This is a genomic window from Capilliphycus salinus ALCB114379 (genome assembly GCF_047276495.1).
Lineage (GTDB): Bacteria > Cyanobacteriota > Cyanobacteriia > Cyanobacteriales > Microcoleaceae > Capilliphycus > Capilliphycus salinus.
Genome location: NZ_CP178543.1, coordinates 7,481,279 through 7,501,992 on the forward strand (window position 1 = coordinate 7,481,279; position 20,714 = coordinate 7,501,992).

Below are 20,714 nucleotides of genomic sequence, written 5' to 3' on the forward strand. Positions count from 1 at the left end.
TCGTTAAATTATGACCTCTATTAATCAATCTGAATCCAACAACTTACTTACCAAACCCCGAACGCTTTGGGGCGACGCTTGGCGGCGATTTAAACGGGATAAAATGGCGGTTTTCGGGGTAATTGTTTTGCTATTAATTGTCGCTGCTGTTGTGTTTTTGCCGTTAATTTATACAACACCGATTGATAAAATAGACTTTGGAAACTCCGCTTCTCCTCCCAGTTGGGAACACCCTTTTGGAACCAACGATCTCGGACAAGATCAACTCGCTCGAATGTTAGTAGGCGGACGAATTTCTTTAACCGTTGGGGTAGCGGCGATGATGGTTGCTATTTTTGTCGGCACATTAATCGGAGCAATTTCGGGATTTTATGGGGGAATTATTGACAGTTTATTGATGCGAATGACCGATTTATTTATTTCTTTACCTCAGCTTCCTTTGTTGTTACTGGTTATCTACCTTTTTCGCGAACCCATGAAAGCAGTTGCGGGACCAGAAATCGGCGTTTTTATGTTAATTGTTCTCGTGGTTGGCGGATTAACTTGGATGTCGGTGGCGAGGTTGGTTCGGGCGAGTTTTCTAACAACAAAAGAAATGGATTTTGTGACCGCAGCGAAGGCCATCGGCGCCAAACCCACCCGTTTAATTTGGGTTCATATTCTCCCAAATGTTCTCAGTCCAATTATTGTCGCCGCAACTTTAGCCGTCGGAAATGCGATTATTACCGAATCAACACTCAGTTTTTTAGGGTTAGGATTTCCCCCCGATGTTCCCACTTGGGGACGAATGCTTTATGATGCTCAAAACTATATTGAAACGGCGCCTCACATGGCATTATTTCCCGGTTTAGCTATCTTTTTAACGGTTCTTTGTATTAACTACGTCGGAGATGGTTTAAGAGATGCACTCGACCCGCAATCTAAACGATAAATTATATTATGTCCGACTAATCAATAATCCCAACCGTAGGGGCGGGTTCTACAATATCTTTGATTACTACTCAGAGAATTAGATAAACCCGCCCCACCCCATAACAGAATTAATCAACCGAACATAATATTAGTCGATCAATTCAACTAAATAAACAGTTCATTTACAAAACAGCTAAACCCCGGTAATAACGGACTGGTCAATTCATCGCCACTTATAACCGTTGCAAATAATGTTAAAATTGCCTGTTCGCGGCGATAAATTTCGACTTGCTGAGTTTCCCAATTTATAATCCAATATTCCTGCACTCCTCTAGTCGAATAAAGTTTAAGTTTGACTTGGCGATCGCGCTGTTGATTTTTCTCACCGGGAGATAAAACTTCTACAATTAATTCGGGTGCTTCAATTAAATGTCCGGCTTCATCCAGAGAAACTTCTAATCGTTCGCGACTGATCCAAACCACATCAGGAATAACATTATTAGCCTCTGTAAAAATAATTCCGGGTGCAATTGTCGCCTCTCCCAAACCCGTTTGTTTAGACCAAGTTTTTAGCAAGCTACAAACGTTGACACAAACATTTTGATGTTTCCAATGCGGCGCTCTGGTCACAAATAACTCTCCTTCGATAATTTCATACCGACATCCGTTATCCGGTAATAACTCTAAATCTGCCGTTGTCCAGTAAACTTGATTCGCAGTTTTCTGAGTCATGGGTGAGGCTCCTTGCGGGGTTTAATCCTATTTTAGATAAAATTTAGAATGGATGCTTAAGAAACCCGGTTTCTTGTTGGAGATCAAAGCCGGAAATATTTAATTTACCTGGAGAAACCGGGTTGATGTGTCAGTCTTGTTTCCGAAAAATCGTCCTCAATGTTACCCGGAAATTGTCAAAATCTACTCAAAAGGTTTAACATATATAAACTAAAATATTTATAGAACTCAAAACTCACGATATGGTACAAGCACCGACCCGCCAAACCACAAAAGAATTAGCGACCCTCGCCATTGATTTAATTCGTCAAGCTGGATGCGAATATGGGGATGTTCGCTTCTGCACTTACCGCAAACAAAACCTATTTGCTCGCGATCGCTCTTTGAGTCGCATCGAAGATAATGTTAGTTCCGGTTTTGGAGTGCGAGTTCTTCTCAAAGGTGCTTGGGGGTTCGCCGCCAGCCATCGCAAAACACCAGAAGAAGTTACCCGAATTGTCAATTTAGCCGTTGATATTGCCAAAGGAAGCCGTCTTTCCCTGCAAAATCCCGTGCAGTTGGTTCCGGTAGAAGCCTATCAAGATAGCTACGTTACCCCGATTAAAATAGACCCTTTTACCATTCCAATTGCGGAGAAAGCCGATTTTTTACTCAATGTAAATGAACGCTTACTCGCCTACGAAGAACAAGGCATTAAAAAAGCGATGTCTTCCCTACAATTCACCCAAGAAGATAAGCTGTTTGCTTCTACCGTTGGCTCGGTAATTGAACAAACAATTTACCGCAGTTATCCGAGTTTTAGCTGTACTGCAATTGCCAACGGAGATGCCCAAAGTCGGGGTTACGAACGTCCGCCTTTAAACATGGGTTACGAACATATCGATCTGAATGATTTAAACAATCAAATAGATCGGGTTGCTCAAGAAGCCATTGAAAAAGTACACGCTCCTAAAAGCCCTTACGGCATTCTTTCAACGCTGATTTTAAAGCCGTCAAACCTCTATTTAACCATTCACGAATCCGTCGGACACCCAACCGAATTAGACCGGGTTTATGGCTACGAATCTAATTTTGCCGGGACGAGTTTTGCCACAACCGATCAACTCAATAAACTGCAATATGCCGCCCCTTGGGTAAACTTTAAATGCGATCGCACTCAAGCGGGAGGACGCAGTACAATGGGTTATGATGATGAAGGCGTTCCGGCTCAAGAATGGTATGTGGTAAAAGACGGAATTTTAGTGGATTATTTGACCGATCGCGAAACCGCTTATCGACTCGGACGGGGAAGCAGCAATGGCTGTGCTTATGCCGATAGTTGGTCAAGTGTGCCGATGGTTCGCATTCCCAATTTAGGATTAGAACCCGGATCTGAAAATGGCAGCCATACTGCTACTTTAGAGGAGATGATCGCTGATACCGAAGACGGGATTTTAATTGATGGAATTGGCAGTTTTTCTATCGACCAACAGCGGCGTAATTTCCAATTCGGAGGCGATGCGTTTTGGCAGGTGAAAAACGGTAAAGTTGTGGGAATGTTAAAAGACGTTACCTATCACGCCATGACCACAGAATTTTGGAATAAAGTTGATGCAGTCGGTCCTGAGTCAGAACGGGAACAATTGGGAACAAGTTACTGTGGAAAAGGCGAACCCATGCAACTCGCACAAATGACTCACGCTTGCGTTCCGGTACGGGTGCGAGATATTCATATTGGTAGCGCTTCTTAATTCCAAAAAAAGGGAGGAGATAATATTAGTCTGCTTAAAAGAGCGATCGCTTTTTAAAGTTTAGAAACTGCGATCGCCCTTTTAAGATTTAGACGATTACTAGAGAATTGATTTTACCATCAATAAACCGTCTAAACTCCAGTAAAAAATTACCCCAGGGGGCTAAAAATACCACACAAGAACATTGCCGTTCAATTAATCCATATCATCAACTGGAGTCAGAAACCCGTTACTCGCCAATGAACTTACAAATTGCTCGTAACTGCTGGTATCGACTGAGTACCCCGATATTTCTTGACAGGTGCGATTTTGCCACTCCATGTACTCCTGTATATTTTCGAGGTTTTTGTGACCCTTAGAGGTCTTCCAGAGGGCGTATGTGATATCCTCGGGAGTACCTGAAACAGTCATGGTGCCATCAAAAAGTAAGTAGGTATTGGTGTTCTCTGTCATCGTTTCTCTCAGTTGTTGTACTTCTAATTCAAACCCTAACAGAGTAAACATCCTCTCCCCGGTTTTTATTCAAATTTCCTTAGATTTCATCTAATATTCTACCGATCAATGATTGTGATGTATGGGCGCTTTGATGACAGTTTTCAGTTATCAGTTATACAGTTACCAGTGAAAACAGTAGAATAAGTTTAACCTCACCCACTGGAGAACATCAACCGTGCTGAAATTATACGAATATCCATCCTCGGGAAATTGTTATAAAATTCGTCTGTTGTTAACCCAGTTAGAAATTCCTTTTGAACGAATACCAGTTGATATTCTCAAACGGGAAAGTCGCACCGCAAAATTTTTAAGCAAAAATCCTAACGGACGAGTTCCGCTTTTAGAATTAGAACCGGGAAAATATTTACCCGAGTCCAACGCGGTTTTGTATTATTTTAGCCAAGAAACGCCATTTTTTCCAACGGATAAATTTGAACAAGCCCAGGTGATGCAGTGGATGTTTTTTGAACAATACAGCCACGAACCCTATATTGCTACCTCCCGCTATTGGATTTCTATTTTAAGAAAACCCGAAGAATACAAACAGGCTTTGGAACAAAAACAACCCCTCGGTTATGCGGCGTTGGGCGTGATGGAACAACAGTTAAAAGAGCATCCTTTTTTTGTTGGAAATAACTACACAATTGCCGATATTTGTTTGTTTGCTTACACTCACGTTGCCGATGAAGGCGGATTTGATTTAACGGGTTTTCCCGCTATTTTAGACTGGATAAACCGGGTCAAACAACAGCCAAATTATATCCAGATAACCGCCTAATTTTCTATTTTAAACGCCTTTGAATCCCGGCGTACCTTCTACATCTTCGGTTGGGCGTTCTAACGGCGGAAGTTTGGAGGGTTGGGGCGGAACTTTTGAAACCCCAATTTGATTAAGAATAATCCCCAAAATAATCACACTTCCGCCAATATATTGGGCTGTAGTTGGCACTTCCCCCAAAATCAAATAAGCCGCCAAAACTCCCGCAATGGGAGCAAAAGAATTCGCCAAAGAAATCTCGGACGCCGAGGATTTTTTTAACCCCGAAAACCAACAAAATTGACCGCCAACAACAATCACCAGACTATAGAGTAACATCCATTGCCAAATAATCGGAGCAAATACATCCATAAAGTGACCGATACCAAACAGCAACGTTACAATAATAAAAAAGATAATTGTGCTAAAAAACGTTCGATAAACGTTAAAAAAACCGAGGGGAATATTGCGGAGGCTGAGTTTACTAATAATCGTTGCAACGCCTGCGGAAACTGCGCCGCCGGCAACCATAAATTCACCAATACCTATTTGAAAACCAGCCATATTCATCATTTCTCGGTTGGGGTCGGGAATAAAAACCGTTAATCCCACGCCAATAAAAGAAACAATTGCACCCATAATCACCCAACGATTGACCCGTTCGCGAAGTAAAAAAATCGACAAAGCCAGAACTAAAGGCGGTTCAATTCGACTAATTAAAATCACATTATTAACCGTTGTTTGTTCTAAAGCCGAAAAGAACAAAGCCGGAGCCAAAGCGCCCGCAAGAGTCGCCACCGTCGTCAAAGCTAACCAATCTTTTCCCGAAAGTTTTTTAATCGTTTCCCGATTTAATTCTTGATAATAAAGCAGCAAAAAAATTAAAAAAGCCCAAATATTACCGACAAACAAAACATTACAAAACGAAATCGGATTTCGCCCGTCAATTAAATTTTCGGCTCCCAATTCAGTTAACTGACGAGTCACCGCGTTAGCGGCGCCAAAAATCGTTACGCCAAGCAACAAATAAGCGCGTCCGGGTATTCGCCCCACTAAATTCATAATAATAGTGATTGACATCAGAGCAAGATTAGCATAATTAAGTATTTATGCTGCTAAAATTCACAAAATTTAGCTTAATCCTTCCGGCAATGAATTGATTGATCCAATTCCAGGTAAACTAGATGATGTCATTATTTAATCCTCTGCAAGTGAAGATTTATCCTTCGGGGTAGAGGGTAAAGGAGCAGGATTATCTTGAATTTAGAAATTGTTGCTCATCGGGGTTTTTCTGCTATGGCGCCAGAGAATACATTGGCGGCGTTTACTGCGGCGATAGAAGGGGGTGCGAATTCTATTGAATTTGATTTACAATTATCAGCCGATGGTGTACCGATAATCTTTCACGATGAAACCTTAGATCGAATTACGGGAACATCCGGTAAAGTCCGAGAAAAGTCTTTAGAGGAGTTAAAACAACTGAATGCGGGGGCTTGGTTTGGCGAACAGTTTGTTGGGGAAACCATACCGACTTTAACGGAAGCTTTAAACTGTTTTCAACGGGTGGAAAAATTCCTCTATTTTGATGTAAAACCCCACTGTCAATGGTCTCAAACCGACGTCGAGAAATTAATTCAACAGGTGAGGGAAGGGGGAATTTTAGAAAAATGTGTGATCACGGCATTTAATGAGGAGTTTTTACAGCAAGTTCGCTCTTGTTGTCCCGAGATAAAATTGGGGTATTTTCTCACAGAAACAACCGATTACCAACAACAACTGAACAAAGCAATAAAGGCGGGAAATGCGATTTTAAGCTGTTTATTTGATGTCGTGCTTGAAAATCCTCATTTTGTTGAGGACAGTCGCACTCAAGGGGTAGACTGGGTGGTGTGGACGGTTGATCGTCCCGAACATTTTCAAGAATTAGTCGATCTCGGGGTGAAACGAATTATTACCAATTCCTTGATCGGTTGGACATAATTGCTGTAACTTTGTCATTGGGCGGCTCAAGCGCGATCGCACTTCTGGCCGACTTTTAGAACTGTATCAACTGTTGTTGCAATTCTTAACGGAGTAAATGTCTTTTGGGGCTGAGAGGTTGATAGACTGAAGTGCATACATTCACAACTTTTGATCCCGGCATCGGTTTGTGGGTGCAGTCGGGCAAAACAACCCCGTACCTCAAACCTGCAATCATAAGATGACAGAAACACTATGGTAGACTCTCTAAAAAAACCAGCTTTTGATGAAATACGGCCGGGGGTTAAAGTTCCCGCCAAGGAAACCATTCTTACCCCTCGGTTCTACACCACAGACTTTGATGAGATGGCCAAAATGGACATCTCAGTGAATGAAGATGAACTGCGGGCAATCTTAGAAGAATTCCGGGCGGACTACAACCGTCATCATTTTGTCCGGGATGCCGAATTTGAACAATCCTGGGATCACATTGATGGCGAAACTCGTCGCCTGTTTGTAGAATTTTTGGAACGTTCCTGTACCGCAGAATTTTCTGGATTTTTGCTGTACAAAGAGTTAAGCCGTCGCCTCAAAGATAAAAGCCCGGTTTTAGCCGAATGCTTCCAACTGATGTCGCGAGACGAAGCCCGTCATGCGGGATTTCTCAACAAAGCGATGTCCGATTTTAACCTATCGCTGGATTTGGGATTCTTAACCAAAAGCCGCAAATACACCTTCTTTAAACCCAAGTTCATTTTCTACGCAACTTACCTTTCTGAAAAGATTGGTTACTGGCGTTATATCACCATTTATCGTCACTTAGAAGCTCATCCCGAAGATCGAATTTATCCGATTTTCCGCTTCTTTGAAAACTGGTGTCAAGATGAAAACCGTCACGGTGATTTCTTCGATGCCATGATGAAATCTCAGCCGAAAATCCTGAATGATTGGAAGGCGAAATTGTGGTGTCGGTTCTTCTTGCTGTCGGTATTTGCGACCATGTACTTGAACGATGTTCAACGCTATGGTTTCTATGCAGCCATTGGCTTGGATGCGCGAGAATATGACAAGTATGTGATTCTCAAAACTAACGAAACTTCGGGTCGTGTGTTCCCGGTGATTTTAGATGTCGAAAATCCCGAGTTCTACGAACGCTTGGAAACTTGCGTTAAAAATAACGAGAAATTGACGGCGATTGTTAACTCAAATACGCCTAAATTCTTGCAGTTATTCCAAAAATTACCCCATTACGTTTCCAACGGTTGGCAGTTGCTCAAACTGTATTTTATGAAGCCAATTGATGTTCAGCCCTTAGAGGGAACGGTACGTTAAAGCTGGCGATCGCAACACAAAAACCCGGTTTCTTGAAGAAACCGGGTTTTTTAATTAATAGAAACCGGGTTTTTTAATACTCAAATAAACGGGTAAATTTGTTGAGAGATCAACCCAATTTTTTTAATTTAATTTGCGGTAATCAAAGCAGATTTTAGCACATCAAACAACAAGTTAGAACAAATTTAACAAGCCGATCCAAAGATAGAGCAATCATTGTACCGCACCGAAATAAATTTGGTTGTGCAATATTCCCCATACGCCTGGGATTGGCTCTAGTCTAAGAAAGGCTATTCAAAGGCGAGTTATGATAAGTAATCAGGGTTAAATTAGATTATCTATGCCCAAGAAGACTCAGCCAGAAAAACGATCGACCCACAAGTTGAATATAAACATGAGACGATTGACATCACGACAAACAAACTCATCTAACCCCAACTCAGCTTACCGCGAGCGCCTGGACTTCAACGACGACAACCAAACCCAAGATCGCGACGATCGCCCAGTTGACGATCATTCCCCTTCTCAACATCGAGTCGAACCGATGACCCTATCGCCCTCAATCTATCAGGGACGACGGCGAAAAGCCGCTGTAGTCCTCAGTATGATTTGGGGAGGAACGATCAGCCTCCATCTGGTTTCTTGGGGATCGTGGTTCATTCTCGGCTTAACCGGGTTGCTGTCAATTCATGCGTTGCGTATCCTGTGGACTCGCCCCCGGAATTCCTCCGATGAAACTTTAACCTGCGATCGCGATTATTGGCCGTTTGTCTCATTGTTGGTGGCGGCGAAAAACGAAGAATCCGTCATTAGCAAATTAGTTGAGAATTTATGTAATCTTGATTATCCCTCCGACTGCTACGAAGTCTGGGTGATCGACGATCACAGCACCGATAACACCCCGATCTTATTGGATCAACTGGCTGAGAAATTTGACCAACTCAATGTTCTGCACCGCCACAACGGAGTCGGCGGAAAATCGGGAGCGCTCAATCAAGTGTTACCCTTAACCCGAGGAGAAATTTTAGGCGTCTTTGATGCGGATGCTCAAGTTTCCTCAGATTTATTGCGCCAAGTGGTTCCTTTGTTCGATCCCGAGCAAATTGGGGCGGTACAAGTCCGCAAAGCGATTTCTAACGCGCCATACAACTTTTTAACTCAAAGCCAAGAAGCGGAAATGGCGCTCGATGCTTTCTTCCAACAGCAGCGCATCGCCGTTGGCGGGATCGGAGAACTGCGAGGAAATGGCCAGTTTGTGCGGCGCAGTGCGATGGAAACCTGCGGCGGTTGGAACGAAGAAACCATTACCGACGATCTCGATCTGACCATTCGACTCCATCTCAACGATTGGGATATCGAATTTTTAGCCTTTCCCCCCGTTTACGAAGAAGGCGTCACCAAACCGATCTCACTGTGGCACCAGCGCAACCGTTGGGCAGAGGGCGGATATCAACGCTATCTCGATTATTGGAAACCTCTGGTCGCCAACCGTCTCGGCCCCCGCAAAACCTTTGATTTATTCGGGTTTTTAGTCATCCAATACCTCGTTCCCACCGCAGCAGTCCCCGATTGTTTGATGTCGTTGGCCTTGCGCCGTTTGCCGATCACCAGTCCCCTGTCGCTGCTGGCTCTTACCCTGTCTTTGGTGGGGATGTTTATCGGCCTGCGTCGCAGCCAGAAGCCTCAACAAATAGCCTCCGAGTCCCAAACTCGACCCGCTTCTCCATCGGTAATGGCAGGCTTAAAAATGGCGTTAGAAAGCTTGCGGGGTACTTTTTATATGCTGCATTGGTTTATTGTGATCGGCAGTACCGCCATGCGGATTTCAGTCCGTCCGAAGCGTCTCAAGTGGGTGAAAACCGTTCATCAAGGAATGTGATTTTTGTCGGTTTGGATTGAAAATTGGCGATCGCAATCTGACCCGGTTTTTGTTGTTTTCTCCGAGAGCGCCGAAACCCGCAGATGCTTTTGAGGTATCGCTGTCTACAGTTTTTTCCTTCTGAATACCGTATAACTTATAAAACTATCAAATTCGTTGTTTAAGTCGAGCTTTCGGAATGTGAACCCAGTCTTAAATCTTCTTCTTTTTCCCCTAGCTCGATTTCTTTTTCATTGTGAAAACTTGGAGATTGGAGTTGACCGCCAATTCGACCATTTTGTTAAGGGTTTTTAATGATTATCCACCTGTATAAATTGGGGATTGAGTTGGCTGAGATTCTCCCTTCTCCCTCAAAAGGTTGAACGGGATTTAAAACCCCAAATTAAACCGATTTGAGTTGATAATTCTCCCGTAAAGATCTACCCGATTGGGTTGAAAATAGTACCGCCTATGAACCGACCGAAGGGAATAGGACAAAACTCGATTACCCGGCAAGCAAACGGGCGAGCGTCTTCAAAAAAAAGCGAAAATTCAAACAAAATTGATCGCCTCCTTTACTTTTTGAACAGAACAAACGTAAAATAATTGAGCGGGATAAATCTTACCTTCAACCGCAAGAAGGCTCCCGCCATAATATGCAGATTTGGCGCGTATCTGGTTGCGGTTAGCCAAGCGCGAATCTTGATAGTTCTACCCGTGCTTATAGCGGGTAAAATATGGTATTATTGTTCTATGTTAGTCATTGAAGCAAAGCTAAAAGGAACCACTACGCAGTACAGCAAGTTAGATGAAGCAATCCGCACAGGGCAATTCATCCGCAATACTTGTTTGCGGTATTGGGAAGCGAACATTGGGGTCACTCGTAACGACCTCCAAAAGCTTTGTTCGGTACTAGCTAAAAACAAAGAAACCCCTTGGGCAAAAAAGCTAAACTCTCAAGCTAGGCAAGCTCAAGCTGATAGGGCGTGGTCTGCTATTCAACGTTTTTATGAGAATTGTAGATTAGAGAAACCTGGTAAAAAAGGATACCCAAAAGACAAGAAGTTTAGTCGTTCTGTTGAGTACAAAAATAGCGGATGGAAACTATCTTATGATAGAAGACAGATAACTTTCACCGATGGTTTTAAAGTCGGAACGATGGACTTATGGAGTTCCAGGGATTTGGTCTGCTATGCAGAAAAACAAATCTCTAGGGTTCGAGTCATAAGACGCGCTGACGGCTACTATGCTCAGTTCTTATTGGACTGGGATAGACGAGAAAAACACGAGTTTAAAGGGAAAATGACGGTAATCGATTTAGGACTGAAAGAGTTCTATACGGATTCCGATGGAAATACTGTTGAAAACCCCAAGTATTTAAGGAAATCCGAGCGAAGAATAAAAATGCTTCAACGTCGGGTTTCCAAAAAGCACATCAAAGGGAAGAAACAGTCTAATAGATACCAGAAAGCACGTCAGGCTTTAGCTCTTGCAAATCTTAAGATAAGTAGACAGCGTGAAGACAGAGCAAGGAAAGAGGCTTTGGCGCTAGTTAAGTCTAACGATTTAATTGTTTACGAAGATTTGAAGATACAAAACATGGTGAAAAACCACCACTTGGCTAAGTCTATCAGTGATGCTTCATGGTATCAGTTCACACAATGGCTTCAATATTTTGCCAAAGTTCATGGTGTTATAGTTATCGCTGTACCACCCCATAACACAACTGTTGATTGTTCGTGTTGTCAAGCAAAGGTAAAGAAAACTCTTAGCACCAGAACCCATAAATGCAGCGCTTGTGGAACAGTTTTAGACCGTGACCATAACGCGGCAAAAAACATTCTGGCAAAAGGATTTAAGTTGTTAGCTGAATATCTAAACAGTACCGTAGGGCATACGGAATCTGGAGCCAAAAGCTCAAAAGCGCAGGGAGAAACTAACCTCTGGCTTAAGAATGGAGACGTTCTTGCTCTAAGTTGGCTCGATGAACTGCGAACCAAGAATTCTTGGGAATCCCCCAGTAGATTCGGTACTCCGAATTAGTGGAGGGAGGATGTCAATTTGTTAAGGTTGACTTGCTTTCATCTCACTATCAATGTCGTGAGCTTGAAGCGGGGTTTCTTCTGTCAATTAGGTCAGGAACTGCAATGGATTTACTAGAGTATCAAGCTAAAGCCTTATTTCGGGAAAAAAATATTCCGGTTTTGCCCTCACAGCGGATCGATCGCGCTCAAGATCTCAAGGGATTGAGAATTCCTTATCCGGTGGTTCTCAAGTCCCAAGTGCGATCGGGAGGACGGGGAAAAGCTGGCGGGATTCGGTTTGTCGAAAATACCATTGATGCGGTAGCGGCGGCCCAATCCATTTTTAATTTATCCATTCGGGATGAATATCCGAAAGTGCTTCTGGCTGAAGCGAAATACAACGCCGATCGAGAATTGTATCTGGCGGTCACATTAGATCCGATCAGTCGCCGTCCGGTGCTGTTGGGATCGAGTCAAGGGGGCGTCGCCGTCGAAGAGGGGATGTCACAGGTGCAGAAAGTGGTTGTTGATCGCGAGTTTTCCTCTTTTTATGCTCGCCGCTTGAGCGTGCAAATGGGATTGAATCAAGAATTGATTCTCGTCGTGAGCGGGATCATTGAAAAGATGTATCGTCTGTTTGTCGAAAGAGATCTCGACCTGGTGGAAATCAATCCTCTCGGTATTAGTCCCACCGGTGAAGTGATGGCGCTCGATGGCAAAGTGATTGTTAACGATCATGCCCTCGGACGCCATGCGGACCTGGCGGCGTTGATTCAAAACGATCAGAATCCGGCGAAAAATACAATCCCCGATGTTCATTCTTTCCCCTTACCCTGTCAATTGGATCGGCTTCTGTTTCCCCAACTAAAAATCGTTCAACTCGAAGGCAATATTGGCATTTTATCCAACGGCGCCGATATGACCCTGGCAACGGTGGATCTGATCGTTCAAAGCAAAGGAAAACCCGCCAATTTCGTCGATTTGGAAGCCGAAGATTATACCGAACTCACCGACGCTTGGCCCGAGCGCCTCTATGAAGGTTTAGAATTGGTCAGTCAGTCCAAACAGGTGAAAGTCGTTTTGGTCAATCTTCTCAGTCACTTTGTCGCCTCCGGGAAAACTATTTCTGAAATTGCCAGCTATCTCCAAAGAAAGGCGGCGATTGGTTATTTACCCCAGTTTGTGATCCGATTGGCCGTCAATCCGCCCCGCGAGATCCTCGATCAGTTAACTCAGTTACCCGTACAAGTCGCAGAAAATTTGGATGATGCGGTCAAGCTGGCCGTTTCTCTGGCTAAGTAATTACATTTTCTAACGACTAGAATAGAAAAATCTCGCATCTCATGCAGTCAGATAAACTGTTCGTTCTTCCCCCATTGCGGGGACTCGGTTACAGTTTGTTTGTCGTGACTGCATCAGGAATGGGTGTACGACTAGAGTTAGCAGCTATGAATTTAACACCAGACAGTAAAGTTTTAATTCAGGGGAATGTAGCGTCTCAAGCCTTGACTCATGCGGTTCTCAATATGAAGGCTTATGGTACTAATATTGTCGCTTGTGTTAGTCCGGGTCAAGGTGGCACTCATTTGCAAGACATTCCGATTTTTGATTTGGTCGAACAAGCACAGGCTAAAGTCGGCCCGATTGACACCAGTTTGATTTGGGTTAACCCCTATCTGGTCCTAGATGCAGCTTTAGAAGCGATTGAAGCCGGAGTTAGACAACTGATTATTCTCACCGAGGGGATGCCGCCTCTGGATATGGTGCGTCTGATTCGGAAAGCGGAAATCTCCGAAACGCTGATTATTGGCCCGAGTTGCGCCGGGATTATTGTACCCAATCAGGTTTTATTGGGGCTTCATCCTTCTGAGTTTTATTCTCCCGGTTCGGTTGGGTTAATTGGTCGGGGAAGCAGACTCACTTATGAAATTGCTTTTCAATTGAGTCAAGCCAAACTCGGACAGTCGATGAGTGTTAGTATTGGCAGCGATTTGATTATCGGTTCTTCTTTTATTCAATGGTTACAAATTTTGGATGAAGATGAACAGACTAATGTTATTGTTTTGGTCGGAGAAGCGAGCGGAAATGGCGAAGAAGAAGCCGCTTCTTATATTGCCGAAACGATTGATAAACCTGTTATTGCTTATATTGCAGGTCTTCACACCCCCAACCGTCAATTTATGGGTCATTCTTGCAGTTTGACTACCTCGAAACTGATTGCTCAAACTATTTGTCCGCCCAGTATAGACACTAAAATAGAAGCGTTTAAAAAGGCTAAAATTCCCCTGGCTGATCGTCCCTCTCAAATTCCGAGTTTAGTGAAAAAAGCTCTGAAAAAATAACTGAAAAATAACAATGTCTAAAAAATCTGATCGATCTTCCTCGTCCTTGACTTCTAGTTCTTCGGCTTATCTTTCCGATCAATGGCACACTCTAACCAATGCCGTTGCTTATCGCTTTAATAAAGAATATAAAGGAGAGGCTTTTGAACTTCCCGAAGAAGTGGAAAATTTGCCGATTTTTCGCGATCGCATCGCGGGAACTTTACAAGCAAAAATGACTTCGCCCTTTTGGGAATTGACTAAAATTCAGAAAAATCAACACTGTTTGGATATCGGTTGTGGGGTTAGTTTTTTGATTTATCCTTGGCGAGATTGGAATGCTTTGTTTTACGGTCAAGAGATTAGTCAAGTGGCAATCGATGCTTTGAATGCACGGGGACCTCAGTTGAATTCTAAACTGTTTAAAGGGGTAAAATTGGGGGCGGCTCATCATTTAGAATATGAAGCGGATCAGTTTGATTTGGCGATCGCCACCGGGTTGAGTTGTTATTATCCTTTAGATTATTGGGCGGAAGTTCTCACGGAAGTTAAACGGGTTTTAAAGCCTACGGGTGAGTTTGTTTTTGATGCGATCAATCCCGATGCACCGCTGGCGGAAGATTGGGCGATTTTAGAAACTTATTTGGGAACGGAAGTGTTTTTAGAATCCTTAGAAGATTGGGAAAAAACGATAAAATCCCCAGGAGCAAAGATTGTTAAACAGCAACCCGGAGAGTTATTTCAACTGTTTAAAGTTCGTTTTTAAACCCGATAATTTAAACCAATTATTGCTGTAATAATTCCCGAATCCAACTTTGTTCCGACTCCGTTAACGGCGGTGTTAATTCTGTGATATAATGCTCATAATTAATCCGATAATCATAACCCGCCCGATGATAAACTGTAGTAAATAACTCCTGTAAATTTAACATCGGTTCCACATCTTCCGAACGCAGAGGAATAGAAAAAATCGGTAAAGAATCTCTCAAATTAAAAGGATACAATGTCGCTCGGGGGCGGCGTTCTTCATCACTGACCAAAACCCGATAATCCGATTGAATATCCTCCGCTAAAATCGGCATCGGTTGCCATCCTCGCAGCAAATCAATTTCAACTAAATTCGTTAAACTGCCTAGCACCCGCTGACGTTTTTTCAGATAAAATTCTCGTCCTTCTCCCGGACGTTTATTCACCGGAGATAACACTTCAATCACCGTAACAACGGAACGAGTTGTCATTTCTCGCACTTCTAAATAAGCCTGTCTGACCGTTTCAGGCATGGGAATGTGAACGGTAATTCCTTTAGATTTAGATTCGGCAACAGCGATGTTTGATTGTCGATTTTCTAATTCTAAACCTTCGGATTCTAAACCTTCAGAAGCTTGAGATTGACGCTTCACCGCCACATCAGGAATCCCCACTAAAAGAGAATCAGTATTCGTATTATTGACTTCATAAACCCGCTTTTCAATTGCCACTTCATATTTCGGACGAACCTCAGGAACAAGTCTCTCTGCAATCATCGAAATGAGCAAATGATGAACTTCCGGCCAAAAATCGGGATGTTCTAAACAGGGGTCCATTCCCGGAAACGGTGAAGGCATAGTAAAACCCTCCAATTCGCTTTTTATATCATGTTAGACTAATCAATGATTATTCTGTAGGGGCGGGTTCAACAAAATCTATACTAGCAGTCCGAGATTAAGCTAAACCCGCCCTAACCCATCAGAATTAACCAACCTGACATAATATTAGTAGTTTAGCATTTTCAGAATTTACGCACAAACCCGATGTTTTAGTCAGTTTAGCATTCTTCAAACTTTCCCAGTTCAACATTTGTAGCACAGACCTCTAAAATAGAAAACGATTGTGCAACTCAAATAGAATAATGCTAGACCTAGTGTTGATTAGTACGTTAGGATTTTTAGGAAGTTTTGGTCATTGTGTGGGAATGTGCGGCCCGCTAACGGTGGCGTTTTCTCTCTCGAATTCGGAGGATTCAAAAGAGGATTCTAAACAACCCTCTTGGCGGTTTCACTTGTTATTAAATATCGGACGAATTCTCAGTTATGCTTTGGTGGGTGCAGCCATTGGCGGATTAGGTTCGGTCTTGGTAGCAAGCGGACAAATGGCGGGATTGGGGAGCGTTATTCGACGGGGAATGGCAATCTTAACAGGCTTGATGTTAGTGGCGTTAGGACTGGCACAAATTCGACCGGATTTAATTCCCCGTTTACCGATTTTACACCCGTTTTCCCGTCAAAATCTGCACAACCGGTTGAGCGGGATAATGGTAAATTTATCCCTGCAAAAACAACAATTAACCCCTCTATTTTTGGGTTTAGTTTGGGGTTTTATTCCTTGTGGTTTTCTGTATACTGCCCAAATTAAAGCCGCAGAAACCGGAAGTTTAAAGATGGGAATGGTGACAATGTTGGCGTTTGGACTGGGAACATTACCCACAATGTTAGGGGTCGGTTTATTAACCAGTAAATTCAGTTCGGACCGTCGCAGCCAACTATTTCGCCTGGGCGGATGGATTACTTTAACCATTGGAATTCTCACATTATTGCGAACCGGAAATCATGTCGATTATACAGGTCATGGGGCGTTAATTTGTTTGATGTTAGCGTTAATTGCTCGTCCAATGAGTCGGTTTTTACCGCAACTTTTACAGTATCGACGTTTTTTAGGTGTGGGTGCTTTTGTGTTAGCATTGGTTCATATGGGTCAAATGATCGACCATACTTTAAATTGGAATATTGACGCCTTTTGGTTTATGGTTCCCCAACATCAATGGGGAATTGGACTGGGAACCATCGCGTTATTATTGATGACTCCTGCGGCGTTAACGAGTTTTGATAAAATTCAAAGTCATTTAGGCAAATCGTGGCGTAGAATCCATTTATTAGCGGTTCCGGCGTTTGTTTTGGGTGTGGTTCATCTTTTGTTAAGCGGTTCGAGTTATTTCGGGGGGTTTGAGTGGACAGTTGGCGACCACATTCGAGTCGGAATTTTAGCAACAATTAGCCTGTTTGTGTTATTAGTAAGAATGCGTTCAATTTGGTCTTTATTTTCCCTGGATAAGTTCTATGTCTCACCGAGTAAGTCAAAGTAAACTGTTGAAAGGATTTGTTGTTTTTGGGTTGATGAGTTCGGCGGTAATGGTTGATTTTAATCATCGGTTTATGCTTCCAACTCTCGCCCATGAAGTTGAAGTTTCTGGGGATGTGGCGGCGACTTTTCACCTCGAACCCAATCACAATCCAAAAGCGGGAGAAACCGCCCAAGTTTGGTTTGCGTTAACTCGCAAAGGAGGTGCTATTATTCCCCTCGAACAATGTAACTGTAAATTGGCGGTTTATCGTCAACCCCGCAAAGCAGAAGATTCGCCGATGATGACTCCAACCTTAAAAGCAATTTCCGCCGAAAAATATCAGGGAATTCCGGGGGCGGATGTAATATTTCCGCAAGCGGGAAGTTATGAATTGGAGTTAAGCGGAACACCCAAAACTGAGGCAAATTTTCAACCGTTTAAGTTGAGTTATTCGGTCACAGTTCGATAATTTATTACATCCCAAAAACTATCACATCCCAAAAACCCGGTAACTTTATCCCCCTAAATCCCCCTTAAAAAGGGGGACTTTACCCCTATATTCCCCTTGAAAAACCGTAACTTTATCCCCCTAAATCCCCCTTAAAAAGGGGGACTTTACCCCTATATTCCCCTTAAAAAGGGAGACTTTTCCCATTCTTTTCCCCCCGATCATCGGGGGGCTAGGGGGGATTATTGGGGGGCTAGGGGGGATTATTGGGGGCTAGGAAGAATATATCGTAAACGTTGAGGTATTTGATATTATTTTAGAGGATCATTTCCCCAATTCATCAACGAATAACGCCAATTTGTATTTTCAATATCTCCCGAAGGTTTTTGAGCGGAATGACGGCGAACATAACTAACAACCCTGCTCATCTGGTGCAAATCATCTTCTGTATAATCTGCTTTTTTCTTTCGCAAAAGTTCTATAATTCGTTTACCCGACTTGTGACCTATCGCTTCTCCATCCTCTTCTTTTTGACCAACAGACTGACTTTCTTCTGTATCTAGCCATTTTTCGAGTTCGGTTGCTGTCATATTGACAACCTCTTTAAACGCTTTAATTTGTTGTTCGCGATCGCTATTATTTGTGTTAGAATTATCGGTGTTAGAATTATCGGTGTTAGACGTTATCTTTTTCAGCGTTTCAGGTTTGTGTCCGGTTACGTGACCTGTATTATCGTTTTTAACCAAATATCGAGGCTCATTTTCCGATGCGGCGACATGATTTCCGTCAATCTCTGTCGGCTTTGTAATCTGTGTTTCAATTGTACCCGTTGTAGTACCATTTCCGGTTTTCCATTCGACTTGATCGCCTTTATTAAACTTCTGAGTCATCTGATTTTTACCTATTTTCAATGAGGGCTAATCTTAATTTAAAATCGATAAAATATCAAAACATCATTCTTTTTATAGATATCGTTTAATGACTTGCTCTCAAAAATTAATGTCGCTCTAAAAAACCCGGCTTAAGCAAGATAAACCGGGTTTTGATTTTCGTTTTTTTCAACTGTTCCTTTTGTCCTCAAAAGTCACTAATTCCGAGGATTAATAGTTATCATTGATCTCTCTATGGGGTTGAATATAGTACATACCTTCGTCGATATCTTCCTCGAGATTTTGGTCGTAACCTTCCCCGTAACCTTCCTCATACTCTCGGTTCATATCTTCTCTATTCATCGTCGGATCATACTCTTCATAAGAATCTAAACCGGATTCTTCTCTATAACCTTCATCATTTGGTCTTAAATCTACATTTCCGCTATCAAGTTCTTCGGATCGAGGATCGAGATCTCCGTCTTCATATTCGCCATCAGTAGCGCCTGTATCGACCGCAGGTTGAGCAATTAACAATCCGTTATTAAATTCATTCTCAAGATTATTTGTATTAATTGATTCGGCCTGAAGCTGATTGAGCAACTATCGGACTAATACCAATAATAGCAGTCAACGTAACAGTTGCAGGTGTCAGTAATTTTTTCAGGTTAAACATTCTTGAATCTCCTATTTGAACAGACAAACTGAAAACTTATGTACAATACCATTGTGCTGCAATGGGTTGAATAGTACATCTGCATCTAGGAAGATATCGAGTTATGAAGGCGAAGATCTACGTTTTCTCCTTAATTATTAACTTTCTAGCTCTTTTAGAATGATCGAAAAAAAATCAATAGCAAGACGAATCTATCCCAAGAAATATTTCAACTTGGTCTAATGTTAGAGAAAGTGTTCCTAACTTTCAGTTTCCTGATTTTGTTCGCATCAGCAAGCACTAAAAACGCTTGGAAGATAAGGTTTTTGACTGTTGAACCTTGCGTAAAGATTGAATCGTTGAAATGGCGTGTTCGGCGACTTGATCTATTTCTTCGGAGGTATTAAATCGACCCATTCCAAACCGAATAGAAGCATAAGCCAACGCATCGGAACGTCCCAAAGCAGCTAATACATGAGAGGGTTCAATTTTAGCCGAAGTACAAGCCGAACCCGAAGAAACCGCCATCGCCGGTTGTAAGCCTAATAGTAATGCTTGACCATCGACTCCATCAACACTAATATTCAAATTTCCGGGGAGGCGTTTTGTCGGATGTCCGTTGAGATAAATATCGCCCAACGTTGCCAATTTTTCCCAGAGTTGTTGTCGCAAATTCGTTAAACGTTCGGTTTCCGATTTCATCTCTTTTAAAGCCAATTTAACCGCTTCTCCGAACCCAACAATTTGAGGGGTATATAATGTCCCCGATCGCATTCCCCGTTCATGTCCGCCTCCGTGTAGTTGGGGGGCGAGTTTAACTCTGGGGTTGCGGCGACGAACATACAAAGCGCCAATCCCTTTTGGTCCGTAAATTTTATGGGCGGTTAATGACATTAAATCCACATTCATTTCTTCGACATTCAGGGGGATTTTTCCCAAGGCTTGGGCGGCGTCGGTGTGAAAGAAAATATTGCGATCACGGCACATTTCCCCAATTTCTGCGAGGGGTTGTAAGACTCCGATTTCGTTATTTGCCGCCATCACAGACACTAAAATCGTATCGGGACGAATAGCATTTTCTAGCAGGTTTAAATCGATTAAACCATCGGATTGAACCGGAAGTAAAGTTAACTCAAAGCCCAATTGTTCCAAATAGTGTAACGGGTCGAGAACGGCGTTATGTTCGGTGACAACGCTAATTAAATGACGGCCTTTGTTAAAATAAGCTTCGGCAACCCCTTTGATGGCTAAATTGTCGGATTCTGTGGCGCCGCTTGTAAAGATAATTTCTTCGGGCGTGGCGTTAATAGCATCGGCTAATATTTCTCTGGCTTTTTTCACTGCGGCTTCTGCTTCCCAACCGTAAAAATGATTAATACTTGCCGGATTTCCAAAATGTTCGGTAAAATAAGGAATCATAGCGGCTAACACCCGTTCATCCATCGGTGTTGTCGCGTTGTTATCGAGATAAATTGGACGGTTTGACATAAGAGATTTAGAAGAAAAGTAGACTTTTGATAGAGAT

General features: G+C 42.8%; 19 protein-coding genes. 12 read left to right on the plus strand and 7 right to left on the minus strand.

The features are described from left to right. Positions 1-10 precede the first annotated feature (10 nt). The gene (locus ACL6C3_RS30425; protein WP_413163867.1) at positions 11-931 is read left to right on the plus strand and encodes an ABC transporter permease; all 921 of its coding nucleotides are present in this window, start codon (positions 11-13) and stop codon (positions 929-931) included. A 146-nt stretch (positions 932-1,077) separates the two neighbouring features. Here ACL6C3_RS30425 and ACL6C3_RS30430 read toward each other — a convergent pair whose 3' ends face one another. After that, a complete protein-coding gene (locus ACL6C3_RS30430; RefSeq protein ID WP_413163868.1) occupies positions 1,078-1,644 on the minus strand; it encodes a Uma2 family endonuclease in 567 nt (188 codons plus the stop codon). Positions 1,645-1,886: 242 nt separating this feature from the next. On the opposite strand from ACL6C3_RS30430, the gene ACL6C3_RS30435 reads away from it, so the two are divergent. Continuing rightward, positions 1,887-3,374 carry a TldD/PmbA family protein gene (locus ACL6C3_RS30435; protein ID WP_413163870.1) on the plus strand — a complete coding sequence of 496 codons (1,488 nt, stop codon included), beginning with the start codon at positions 1,887-1,889 and terminating at the stop codon, positions 3,372-3,374. Positions 3,375-3,569: 195 nt separating this feature from the next. Here the strand turns inward: ACL6C3_RS30435 and ACL6C3_RS30440 are convergent, their stop codons facing one another. Beyond that, positions 3,570-3,878 carry a hypothetical protein gene (locus ACL6C3_RS30440; RefSeq protein ID WP_413163871.1) on the minus strand — a complete coding sequence of 103 codons (309 nt, stop codon included), beginning with the start codon at positions 3,876-3,878 and terminating at the stop codon, positions 3,570-3,572. Positions 3,879-4,044: 166 nt separating this feature from the next. On the opposite strand from ACL6C3_RS30440, the gene ACL6C3_RS30445 reads away from it, so the two are divergent. Beyond that, positions 4,045-4,647 (plus strand): glutathione S-transferase family protein, encoded by a 603-nt coding sequence (locus tag ACL6C3_RS30445; RefSeq protein ID WP_413163873.1) that lies wholly within the window; start codon positions 4,045-4,047, stop codon positions 4,645-4,647. Between the two features lie 9 nt (positions 4,648-4,656). On the opposite strand, the gene ACL6C3_RS30450 is transcribed toward ACL6C3_RS30445, so the two are convergent. Then, a complete protein-coding gene (locus ACL6C3_RS30450) occupies positions 4,657-5,706 on the minus strand; it encodes a DMT family transporter (RefSeq protein WP_413163875.1) in 1,050 nt (349 codons plus the stop codon). A 177-nt stretch (positions 5,707-5,883) separates the two neighbouring features. Between ACL6C3_RS30450 and ACL6C3_RS30455 the strand changes: the two genes are divergently transcribed. The 7 genes from ACL6C3_RS30455 (at position 5,884) to ACL6C3_RS30485 (ending at position 14,886) form a co-directional block, all read left to right on the plus strand. Further along, positions 5,884-6,606, plus strand: a complete 723-nt coding sequence (locus ACL6C3_RS30455; protein WP_413163877.1) for a glycerophosphodiester phosphodiesterase — start codon at positions 5,884-5,886, stop codon at positions 6,604-6,606. Between the two features lie 234 nt (positions 6,607-6,840). Beyond that, positions 6,841-7,917, plus strand: coding sequence for a magnesium-protoporphyrin IX monomethyl ester (oxidative) cyclase (acsF, locus tag ACL6C3_RS30460; protein WP_413163879.1), 1,077 nt, complete (start codon positions 6,841-6,843; stop codon positions 7,915-7,917). Between the two features lie 394 nt (positions 7,918-8,311). Further along, a complete protein-coding gene (locus tag ACL6C3_RS30465) occupies positions 8,312-9,796 on the plus strand; it encodes a glycosyltransferase (RefSeq protein ID WP_413163880.1) in 1,485 nt (494 codons plus the stop codon). Between the two features lie 732 nt (positions 9,797-10,528). Next, positions 10,529-11,818 carry an RNA-guided endonuclease InsQ/TnpB family protein gene (locus tag ACL6C3_RS30470; protein WP_413163882.1) on the plus strand — a complete coding sequence of 430 codons (1,290 nt, stop codon included), beginning with the start codon at positions 10,529-10,531 and terminating at the stop codon, positions 11,816-11,818. A gap of 104 nt (positions 11,819-11,922) precedes the next feature. Next, positions 11,923-13,101: an ATP-grasp domain-containing protein gene (locus ACL6C3_RS30475; RefSeq protein WP_413163883.1), complete on the plus strand. Its 1,179-nt coding sequence runs from the start codon at positions 11,923-11,925 to the stop codon at positions 13,099-13,101. A 146-nt stretch (positions 13,102-13,247) separates the two neighbouring features. Next, positions 13,248-14,141 carry a succinate--CoA ligase subunit alpha gene (locus ACL6C3_RS30480; protein WP_413168444.1) on the plus strand — a complete coding sequence of 298 codons (894 nt, stop codon included), beginning with the start codon at positions 13,248-13,250 and terminating at the stop codon, positions 14,139-14,141. A 13-nt stretch (positions 14,142-14,154) separates the two neighbouring features. Next, positions 14,155-14,886 (plus strand): class I SAM-dependent methyltransferase, encoded by a 732-nt coding sequence (locus ACL6C3_RS30485; RefSeq protein ID WP_413163885.1) that lies wholly within the window; start codon positions 14,155-14,157, stop codon positions 14,884-14,886. Between the two features lie 19 nt (positions 14,887-14,905). Here the strand turns inward: ACL6C3_RS30485 and ACL6C3_RS30490 are convergent, their stop codons facing one another. Further along, positions 14,906-15,724, minus strand: a complete 819-nt coding sequence (locus ACL6C3_RS30490) for a DUF4058 family protein (RefSeq protein ID WP_413163887.1) — start codon at positions 15,722-15,724, stop codon at positions 14,906-14,908. 284 nt (positions 15,725-16,008) lie between these two features. Between ACL6C3_RS30490 and ACL6C3_RS30495 the strand changes: the two genes are divergently transcribed. Next, positions 16,009-17,238: a sulfite exporter TauE/SafE family protein gene (locus ACL6C3_RS30495; protein WP_413163889.1), complete on the plus strand. Its 1,230-nt coding sequence runs from the start codon at positions 16,009-16,011 to the stop codon at positions 17,236-17,238. Continuing rightward, positions 17,213-17,686, plus strand: a complete 474-nt coding sequence (locus ACL6C3_RS30500) for a hypothetical protein (RefSeq protein ID WP_413163890.1) — start codon at positions 17,213-17,215, stop codon at positions 17,684-17,686. Before ACL6C3_RS30495 ends, ACL6C3_RS30500 begins: the two co-directional genes overlap by 26 nt. Before the next feature lie 290 nt (positions 17,687-17,976). On the opposite strand, the gene ACL6C3_RS30505 is transcribed toward ACL6C3_RS30500, so the two are convergent. The 3 genes from ACL6C3_RS30505 to ACL6C3_RS30515 all read right to left on the minus strand — a co-directional run bounded on the left by ACL6C3_RS30505 (position 17,977) and on the right by ACL6C3_RS30515 (position 20,677). Next, entirely contained in the window at positions 17,977-18,555 is a 579-nt protein-coding gene (locus ACL6C3_RS30505) for an HVA1 family protein (protein ID WP_413163891.1), read from the minus strand. 210 nt (positions 18,556-18,765) lie between these two features. Next, a complete protein-coding gene (locus tag ACL6C3_RS30510; protein WP_413163893.1) occupies positions 18,766-19,137 on the minus strand; it encodes a hypothetical protein in 372 nt (123 codons plus the stop codon). Between the two features lie 352 nt (positions 19,138-19,489). Continuing rightward, a complete protein-coding gene (locus ACL6C3_RS30515) occupies positions 19,490-20,677 on the minus strand; it encodes an IscS subfamily cysteine desulfurase (protein ID WP_413163894.1) in 1,188 nt (395 codons plus the stop codon). Positions 20,678-20,714 lie beyond the last annotated feature (37 nt).